8 protein-coding genes are annotated in these 8,486 nt (G+C 71.0%); 2 read left to right on the plus strand and 6 right to left on the minus strand.

Going from position 1 to position 8,486, the window contains the following annotated elements:
* Nucleotides 1-147 precede the first annotated feature (147 nt).
* Nucleotides 148-2,169 carry an OmpA family protein gene (locus WMF44_RS32035; RefSeq protein ID WP_437293844.1) on the plus strand — a complete coding sequence of 674 codons (2,022 nt, stop codon included), beginning with the start codon at nt 148-150 and terminating at the stop codon, nt 2,167-2,169.
* Entirely contained in the window at nt 2,166-3,065 is a 900-nt protein-coding gene (locus WMF44_RS32040; RefSeq protein WP_437293845.1) for a PPC domain-containing DNA-binding protein, read from the plus strand. Before WMF44_RS32035 ends, WMF44_RS32040 begins: the two co-directional genes overlap by 4 nt.
* Before the next feature lie 49 nt (nt 3,066-3,114).
* On the opposite strand, the gene WMF44_RS32045 is transcribed toward WMF44_RS32040, so the two are convergent.
* The 6 genes from WMF44_RS32045 to WMF44_RS32070 form a co-directional block, all read right to left on the minus strand.
* Nucleotides 3,115-3,708 carry a polysaccharide biosynthesis/export family protein gene (locus WMF44_RS32045; RefSeq protein WP_437293846.1) on the minus strand — a complete coding sequence of 198 codons (594 nt, stop codon included), beginning with the start codon at nt 3,706-3,708 and terminating at the stop codon, nt 3,115-3,117.
* Nucleotides 3,708-5,060 carry a hypothetical protein gene (locus WMF44_RS32050; RefSeq protein ID WP_437293847.1) on the minus strand — a complete coding sequence of 451 codons (1,353 nt, stop codon included), beginning with the start codon at nt 5,058-5,060 and terminating at the stop codon, nt 3,708-3,710. Before WMF44_RS32050 ends, WMF44_RS32045 begins: the two co-directional genes overlap by 1 nt.
* A gap of 95 nt (nt 5,061-5,155) precedes the next feature.
* Entirely contained in the window at nt 5,156-5,731 is a 576-nt protein-coding gene (locus tag WMF44_RS32055) for a hypothetical protein (RefSeq protein ID WP_012238568.1), read from the minus strand.
* A gap of 213 nt (nt 5,732-5,944) precedes the next feature.
* Nucleotides 5,945-7,390, minus strand: a complete 1,446-nt coding sequence (locus tag WMF44_RS32060) for an AgmX/PglI C-terminal domain-containing protein (RefSeq protein WP_437293848.1) — start codon at nt 7,388-7,390, stop codon at nt 5,945-5,947.
* A gap of 190 nt (nt 7,391-7,580) precedes the next feature.
* Nucleotides 7,581-8,219, minus strand: coding sequence for a hypothetical protein (locus WMF44_RS32065; protein ID WP_437293849.1), 639 nt, complete (start codon nt 8,217-8,219; stop codon nt 7,581-7,583).
* Between the two features lie 9 nt (nt 8,220-8,228).
* The gene (locus WMF44_RS32070) at nt 8,229-8,483 is read right to left on the minus strand and encodes a hypothetical protein (RefSeq protein ID WP_437293850.1); all 255 of its coding nucleotides are present in this window, start codon (nt 8,481-8,483) and stop codon (nt 8,229-8,231) included.
* Nucleotides 8,484-8,486: the final 3 nt, after the last annotated feature.

Consider the following 8,486-nt stretch of genomic DNA (forward strand, 5'->3'; position numbering starts at 1 on the left):
GTGGTCCTAGCACGGCGCCAGCGCGACCGCGGAGCACGACGCAATCCGGCGCAATCCGACGCAAACCCAGCGTCGGACGCCAGCGCATCGCGACGCGTCGATTGCTCTTTTGACTCTCCCCCCGGCAGTAGTAGAGGGTCGGGCGCGATGCGCGCCAACCGGAGGGAGCCTGCACGATCGAGCCTCCCGCTGCTGGTGGCGTCCGGGGTCTTCATGGCGACCCTCCTTCCGGCGCCGGTGCGCGCGGACGAGTGCGCGCCGGCCAGCGGGCTGTCGGGCTGTATCGATGCCGACAACCTCTGGCCTCACGCGGGCGGCGGCCCTTTCTTCGCCGTGGGGAGCACAGGGACGGCTCCGAGCGCGAAGGCCTCGTTCGGCCTCGTGGCGAGCTACCTGTCGCGGCCAGTGGGCCTGCGCACCGCCTCGCCCGACCCCGAGGGGACGGTCATCCACGCGCTGGACAACATGGTCGACGCGACCTTCCTGGCGTCGTTCGGGCTCACCGATCGCCTCGAGGTCACGGTCGCCGCTCCCGTCACCCTGTACCAGGACGGGGCGGGCTTCTCCGACGTCCTCGGCACCGGCACGGAGCTCCAGCGCAGCGTGATGCGCGACGCTCGCCTGGGCGCCGCGCTCGCGATCGTGCCGCCGGCCCAGCGTGGTCCGCTCGATGGCTTCTCGCTGGCAGCGCGCCTCGATCTGGGCGTGCCGACCGGCGATGGGTCGGTGTTCGCCAGCGCCGGGACCGTGACGCTCGCGCCGAGCGTCACCGCAGCGTACCGGCTCGGCAAGCTCCTGCTCGCGACCGAGGTCGGGGCCCGGCTCCGCGGATCGAGCACGCTGATCGACGCCGAGGTCGGCCCACAGCTCCTCGGCGCCCTCGGCGCCTCGGTCGACGTGCTCCCGGACCGCTGGCTCACGGCGTCCGCGGAGGCGTTCGCCCTCTACACGCTCGCCGAGCAGCCCGCCGGAGCCCCGGCGCTTGTGCCGGCGGAGTGGATCCTCTCGGCCACGAGCGCCCCGCTGCTCGCAGGCGACGTCTCGCTGTCCGCGGGCGGCGGCGGCGCCATCCCGTTCGCCTCCGGCGGCGCGTTCACCGCGCCGCGCTTCCGGTTCAACCTGGGGCTCCGCTATGCGCCCACGGGGCGCGATGCAGACGCCGACGGCGTCCTCGATCGCGACGACGAGTGCCCGCTCGTCGCGGAGGATCGCGACGGCTTCCGGGACGGCGACGGATGCCCCGATCCCGACAACGACGGCGATCGGATCCCCGACGGTCGCGACAGGTGCCGGGACGAGCCCGAGACGATCGACGGCTTCCAGGACGGCGATGGCTGCCCGGATGCGGACGACGACAGCGACGGCGTCCCGGACGACGCCGACGCCTGCCGGAACGACGCCGAGGACCGCGACGGCTTCCAGGACAGCGACGGATGCCCCGATCCCGACAACGATGGCGACGGGATCCTGGATGCGCGCGACACGTGCCCCATGGGCGCGGAAGACGTCGACGGCTTCAAGGACGACGACGGATGCCCCGATCCCGACAACGACATCGACCAGGTCCCTGACGCCAGCGATCAGTGCCCGCTCGTCGCCGAGGATCGCGACGGCTTCCAGGACGACGACGGCTGCCCCGAGCGCGACAACGACGAGGACGGCGTGGCCGACGCGGCCGACGCGTGCCCCATGACCGCCGAGACGATCGACGGCACGAACGACGCCGACGGCTGCCCTGAGCCGGCCGGCAGGTCCTTGCCGCGATGGTCCGGCGATCAGGTCGTCCTCGACGGCCTGGCCCGCTTCCCGGCGGCGAGCGCCCGCGTGCCGCCGGCCCTCGCGGCGCAGCTCGGCATGATCGCCCAGCTCATGCGCGGGCGCATGCCCCTCGACATCGTCATCGTGGAGGCCTACGCCGATCGTCAGGGCGATCAGTCCGCGCGCGCCCTCGAGCTCGCGGGCGCGCGCGCGAGCGCCGTCAAGGAGCTCCTTGCAACCGCGGGCTTGCCGGCGGACCGGATCACCGCCGCCGCAGGCGACCCATCATCCAAGCGCGCGCCTGGCGCGCCCCAGATCGAGGTGACGGCGACCCGCGCTCGGCGCTCTGAAGGAGCCCCGGGTGCTCCGGGCGCAGCCCCCTCGACGACCGGAGAGAAGAAACAGCGATGAATGTCCTCGAGGCACGCCGTGCCCGCCATTTGATCATCCGCCTCGACCGGGGCGAAGAGCTCCCTGCAGCGCTGGTGCGCGCCCTCGATGAGGCCGAGGCGCGCGCCGGCTGGATCGAGGGGGTGGGCTCGCTGGAGAAGGCCGAAGTGGCGCTGTTCGATCAAGCCTCCCGCACCTACGCGAAGACGCGCGTCCTCGACGGCCCGTGCGACGTCGTGGCGCTCTCGGGGAACATCGCGCTCCAGCAGGGAGAGACCTCGCTCCGGCTGTCGGCCACGCTCGCCCGCGAGTCGGGCGTCGGCCTCCAGCTCGCCGCCGGCGAGCTCGTGTGGGCGCGCGTCTACGGGCTCGAGCTCCGCGTCACGGCGTTCGACGATCTGCCCCTGGTGCGGGTGTTCGACGATCGAACGGGCACGATGCAGCTCGCGACCCAGTCGTCCGCCATCCCCGCGCTCGCGGGTGAACCGCCCCGCCTGGCGCCTCCGGCGCACGCCGCGGAGCTGCCGCGCGCGACGCCCCCGGCGCTCGCCGCGGAGCCGCCTCGCGCGACGCCCCCGGCGCCCGCCATCGAGCCGCCGCGCGCGGCCCCTCCGGCGCCCGTGGAGCCGCCGCGCGCGGCCTCGACGGGCCCCGCGGAGCTCCCCGCCGCGCCGCTGCCGCAGCGCCCGGCCCGTCCTCGCCAGGAGGACGAGCCCTATCCGGAAGTGGGCGACAGCGTGACCCACTTTCACTTCGGCGACTGCACCGTGATCAGCTCGGATGGCGAGCGGATCCGCCTCCGCCAGGAGCGCGACGGCCGCGTGCGCGAGGTCTCGCTGACGATGCTCCGCATCGAGCCTCCCACCGTCGACGCGGCGACAGGCAGGAAGCAGTTCCGCCTCGCGCGGAAGAACTGAGAGCGACCGCGCCACCTCGGTCGAGAGGTGGCGGACGGCGCCCGCGCGCTCAGAAGACGCGCTGGGCGATGTGGATCGAGTCCCCTGCCTGGAGCGGCACATCGGGGATCTTGTTGTCGATGATGTCCTCGACCGAGACGGTGGTGAACACCGTCTTGCCCTGAGACTTCCTGCGGATCGTGACCCGATCCTTGTCCGCGATGCTGTTGAACCCCCCCGCCATCGAGATGGCGCGGAGCAGCGTCATGCCGGGCTGGAGCGGCAGGGACCCGGGCTTCTGCACCTCGCCGAGCACCTCGACCCGCTTCGAGTTGTACTCCTTGATGCTCACGCTCACGCTGGGATCGGTGAGGACCTGCCCCTCCATGAGCTTCGCGCGCACGAGCTCCGCGACCTCCTGAGGCTCGAGGCCCGACACCTTGAGCCGCTTCACGTAGGGGAAGTCGACGGTGCCATCCGGCGCGACGGTGAACGTCGAGGGCAGCTTGTCTTCTCCGACGATGCGGAGCTCGAACACGTCGCCGACCCCGATGGTCGTCGCCTCCACCGGCGCAGGCAGGTTCGCTGGCTGGGGCGCTCGCGAGGAGCACGCGGCGAGCGCCAGCGCGAGCACGGCGGCGGTCCACCGGCCAGGACGCCGCATCACATGAACCAGCGCACGCCCAGGTACGCCTCGAACTGCTGCCATCCGAGGTGGTTGTCGGGGGGATTGACGTTTGACTGGTCGGGAGTCGTCAGCGCGGTGCTGCTGATGTTGTTGCCGTAACGTAGCGTCGAGTTGATGCCCAGCGAGTCCCCGATCCGGTACTCGCCGAACAGCGAGGCATCGATGCGGACATCTGTCCAGGGGCCGTGCGGCAGGGTGACGCTGCCGCTCCTCTCCGGGATCTCGGGATACACGTTTGCTGCCACGCCGCCATCTGCGATCACGAGAAAGCGCCCACCGAAGAAGTAGGTCAGCTTGAGGTACCCGCGATTGCGCTCGTAGTAGCTCGCGACATAGCTGTCGTGGAAATCGCGCGTGAATCCGGCCGACAGCGACGACAGCGCGAGCGTCGCCGCCTCGGGATCGGCCGACGGGTTCGGCGTCAGGTACCACTTCAGCTCGAGCTGGCCGATGACGCTGTCGAAGTCGTGCACCTCGGCCTGGCCGTCTGACGTGTAGAAGCTCGCGCCCCAGCCGGCCATCGCGAGGAGACCGAACGACGATGTCACGAGGCCGTTGATACCGAGCTGCGCGCGCAGGGGATGAGAGGAGAGCTGGGCAGGCGGGCTCGGCTGGTTCGGGTAATTCACGAACCCGAGCGACGCGTCGTAGATGAGCGCGGTGCGGGGCAAGAAGCGCCAGCGGCCCCGCGTCCGGATCGTGTGGTGCAAGTTCGTCAGGCTGTCGAACTCATCGACCTCGAAGAACGTGCCCAGAAAGCGATAGCCTAGCCGCCAGTCGAGCAGCCCCCCGCCCGGCGTCCACACGAGCTCGGCGCCCGCGTCGGCGTGGACGCGCCGGAAGCTCTGGTTGGAGATCCCGAGATCCGAAGAGGCGATGGTCCGGCCGAGCGACGCATCGAGGATCCCGGACCAGGGGCGCCGGGGCAGGATCGTCAGCTTGGCGTCGAGCAGGCCGCCGATGTTCCGCTGATCACTCAGCCGGTCCTTCCCTACCTCGCTGCCGGATACCGGGAAGAACTCCTCATAGGTCGCGGCGATGCCGGCGCGAAACTCGACGTCTGGCGGCGGCGCGTCGGGCGTCACCTCGTGGCGCTGCTGGCTCAGCGTCGAGAGCGAAAACGACGGCGTGATCCGGAGCCGCAACGAGCCGACAGGCCCCTCATCACCGAGGCCAGCATCGTCGCTCTCGTCCCGGCGGAAGAAGTTGGAGTCATAGCCGAACTCCGCAGCGACCCCGGGATGCAGCTCGAGATCGCCGGTGCGTATCCCGATGCCCTCGGTGTAGCGCCGATCCTTGAGCCACGGCTGATCCTGCGCCAGGGCCAACGCCGGGGACAGAGTGAGTGTGACTGCGGCAGCGGCTATGGTTTCACGAAGTTTCATCGCCTATTGGGCAGTGGCAATCCGAGAGAGGCGGTCGCCTACCGAAAACAGCTACTGCACGCAGGCGGCTCGATGATGATCTGGCTGACGGGATACTCGGAGGGATCGTCCTTGGGGAGGTTCGGATCGATCGTCGCCGTCACGGCGCTGTCGCCGATAAAGCCCGCTTCCTGTCCGATGCACTGGTTGGCCTCGGCCGTCAGCTGCTCGGTCCGCTGCCGCAGCACCGTCAGGATCGTGAACTCATGGTTGGAGAGATCGACGTCACGCCGGTTCACGGCGAGCTCCAGGCCCTGCCGCCGCTCGCGGGCGGAGCGGATGGCGACATCGATCTGATTCAGCTTGTCGTCAAGACAGAGCGTCTTCACGACGTCACGCTGCGACCGGGCCGTCTCCAGCTGGCGACGAACCGACGTGCGGGCTCCGTCCATCCGGGCGAGGTAGGTCTCGCTCTGCGCGAGCTGCTCTGCGGGCGAGAGCGTCACCTGACGCGCGAGGCCGGCGGAGGCGTCCGGCGGAGGCGCCGTCTGCGCCTGCGCAGCGGCGATCCCGTGGCCGACCACGACCGAGATCAGCGCCACTGCGGCGAAGCCAGGGATCTGTTCACGCTTCATCGAAGCCTCCGGAAGTCAGACCCGCGCAGTATAGGTGCGGGTAGACGTAATTGTCAAAACGCAATGAACATGCCGAGCAGCCAGCAGCGCGCGTCCGTCGGGAGCACCCGTACGGCGCTCTCCCCGGTTCGATGCGCGACGTCAGCACGCCATTCACGTGCAAGCGAGGAGAGAGGATTGCGTCTTGTCCACGGACCCGGAAAGCATCGGGGGCTATTGGCTCACGAAAGTGACAGGAATCACAACCGTCGCGCCGCCGCCCTCGGGCGGCGCGAACTGCGCGCTCTGGACGCGCGCGACGACGCACGAGACCACCGTGCCGGACAGCCCGCCGCCGCCGGAGGGGGTCGCCGAGAGCACCTCGCCGTTGGGGCCGATCTTCGCGGTGATCCGGACCGACCCCTTCATGCTCGGGTCCTCTTGAAGACCTTTGTTGTAGCAACGACGGAAGCCGGCGGTCATCCCGGCCACGACGGAGGGCGCGTTCGAGACGCTCCCGCCGGAGACCGCGGCGCCGCCCACCTGGGCGTTGCCCACCGGCCCCTTGACCGTCTGTGCCGAGCCGGCCGTCGCAGGGCCGCTGGTCCCGGTGTTGCCAATCGTGGCGAGGCCACCACCGCCGGCCGCGCCAGGTCGCACAGTGCCACCCCCGGCGCCGCCCATGTTCAATCCCGCCACACCGCCCTTGCCGACGCCGGCCCCCGAGGCGGCCGCGTTTTCGAGCAAGCCGGTGGGCACGTCGCCCGAGCTCAGGACGCTGGCGGTCGCGTTCCCGCTCGAGTTGAGCGCGCCCAGCATCTGCATGTCGAGCTGCGCGAGCTCGTTGGAGAGCGCCGACGCGCGCGCGTCGCTCATCCCGCCAGAGCCCTTCCCCGGGCTGGCAGCCGCCGCCCCCTTGTTCCCACCGCCAGCGGCCTTGGGCGCTTCGACAGCAGGCGCCGCTGTCGCGGCCGGCGCCTCGACGTCCTCCTTCGGCTGCTCCACCGGCGGCGGGGGCAGCTGCTTCACGGACTCGAGCAGCTGCGCGACGTCGATCTCATCGTCGACAACGGGGTCCATCCAGTCGGAGTAGATCGACCCCACGGCGCCGAAGTGGAACAGGAACGAGAACGCGGCGATGATCGTGGTCGTCCAGTCGATGTCGTTCGCGATCCCCGACCGCACAGAGACGGGCAGCTGCGGCTTGGGCTGCACCGGCGGCGGCGCGACGAACTGGAAGAGGAACGTCGTCTCCCCCACGACGAGCTTGCCGCGCGCCTCCTCGCTGAGCTGGACCTGGTAGGCCTGGACATTGCCGACCGCCACGCGCTTGGCGGACGACTTGAGCGCGGAGAGCTCGGAGACGCCGCCCTTGAAGGCGACCCGACCGGTCATCCCGTCCAGGAAATTGAGGGAGTACTCGCCCCCCACGAGCTCGAACACCCGAAAATTCGGCGGGATGCTCTTGCTCGGGATGACGAACATGCTCTTTTCGCTGGGGCCGATGGTGACGTGGGTGCGCTGCTTGATGACGCGCTCCTCGATCACCTTCCCCCCCTGAACCAGGCCGATCCTGAGGACCTTCGGGCCGGTCACCGGTGCGACCGCCCGCATGACCGCGGTCATCTGCCCGGGCTGCCCGGGGCGCGACGGGGTGGGGTGCGGGTGCTGCTGGGTCATTCCAAAGGGCTCCGGGAGAGGGGGGACGAAGCGGGCGCCGATCGCGATCGCGCGCGGCTCGCGGAGCCGCGCTCCGGGGCCCGGCAGGCCCCGGGCCCGGGTCCGCGAGCGACGCGCCGCGCAGCGGAGGGCACCATAATTTGCGAGGGTACACGGACAGCTCGGGGCGGTCCAGGAGAGCGCGCCGCGCTCACCGGGGCGCCCGGCGAGAGCGTCGGGGCGATCCGGAAGGGCGCCGGAGGGCCCCGACCCCAGCGACGTTATCGGCGCTATCGACGTTATCGGCGCTATCGGCGCTATCGAGTGGTTCCAGGGCGACCCGCACGAGCGCGTCGATCGCCTCGCGACCTCGCGCGGCAGCGGCGCGGCCGGCCCCCCCAGCGGCCGCGGACGCGATCGCGCCGGCGCCCCCCGCGCCGAGGACGAGCGCGATGACCGAGGGCCCGGCCTGCGCGAGGTACGAGAGCGTGGCGAGGAGCAGCGCGGCGAGCGCCGACAGGCGCGCCGCCGCGCGCGGCCACCCCGCGCCGGCGTCGAGCCGCTGCTCGATCTCGGCAAGGAGCTCGTTCGCCGCCGCGATCTTCGCGTGCGGGTCGGCGGCGGCCATGACCTCGAGCGCGAGGCGGCGCTCCCAGCTCTCCGGCGGCGACCGCCTCGCGAGCTCCAAAAGCCGCGCCTCACCGGGCAGCGCGCGGAGCGAGCGCGCGAGCGACATCAGGTCGCCGCCGGTCGCGCGCGCGACCTGCGCGGGGTGCTTCCACGAGATCGCGGCGCAGGCGGCGCTCGACGCGATCGACAGCGCGCTCAAGAGCACGGCGACGGCGGACACACCGGCCGCCTAGAACGGCTCCTTGAAGATCGCCTGCTCGATGCGGTCCAGGAACGGCTGACGCAGCTCGGCGAGCGTGAGCTTCGGCTGGATCCGGCTGACGTCGACGGCCGCGATGGGCTTCTGGATGCGGCCCGTGATCGTCACCTCCGCGAGCGTGATGACCCCGCGCTGCTTGCCCTTCTCCTGCGCGCTCGCCGGCGCGCCGTGGCCGAGGATCGCGAGCAGGACCGAACCCAGCGCAAGTGCCTTGTACATGCTCATGGT

It is taken from the genome of Sorangium sp. So ce426 (genome assembly GCF_051475585.1).
In the GTDB taxonomy this organism is placed as follows: Bacteria; Myxococcota_A; Polyangia; order Polyangiales; family Polyangiaceae; genus Sorangium; species Sorangium cellulosum_B.

Bases quoted from the DNA above. Each gene is read 5' to 3' on its own strand.
- WMF44_RS32070 (WP_437293850.1), bottom strand. From the start codon at position 8,483: ATGAGCATGTACAAGGCACTTGCGCTGGGTTCGGTCCTGCTCGCGATC.
- WMF44_RS32040 (WP_437293845.1), top strand. From the start codon at position 2,166: ATGAATGTCCTCGAGGCACGCCGTGCCCGCCATTTGATCATCCGCCTC.
- WMF44_RS32060 (WP_437293848.1), bottom strand. From the start codon at position 7,390: ATGACCCAGCAGCACCCGCACCCCACCCCGTCGCGCCCCGGGCAGCCC.
- WMF44_RS32055 (WP_012238568.1), bottom strand. From the start codon at position 5,731: ATGAAGCGTGAACAGATCCCTGGCTTCGCCGCAGTGGCGCTGATCTCG.
- WMF44_RS32045 (WP_437293846.1), bottom strand. From the start codon at position 3,708: ATGCGGCGTCCTGGCCGGTGGACCGCCGCCGTGCTCGCGCTGGCGCTC.
- WMF44_RS32035 (WP_437293844.1), top strand. From the start codon at position 148: ATGCGCGCCAACCGGAGGGAGCCTGCACGATCGAGCCTCCCGCTGCTG.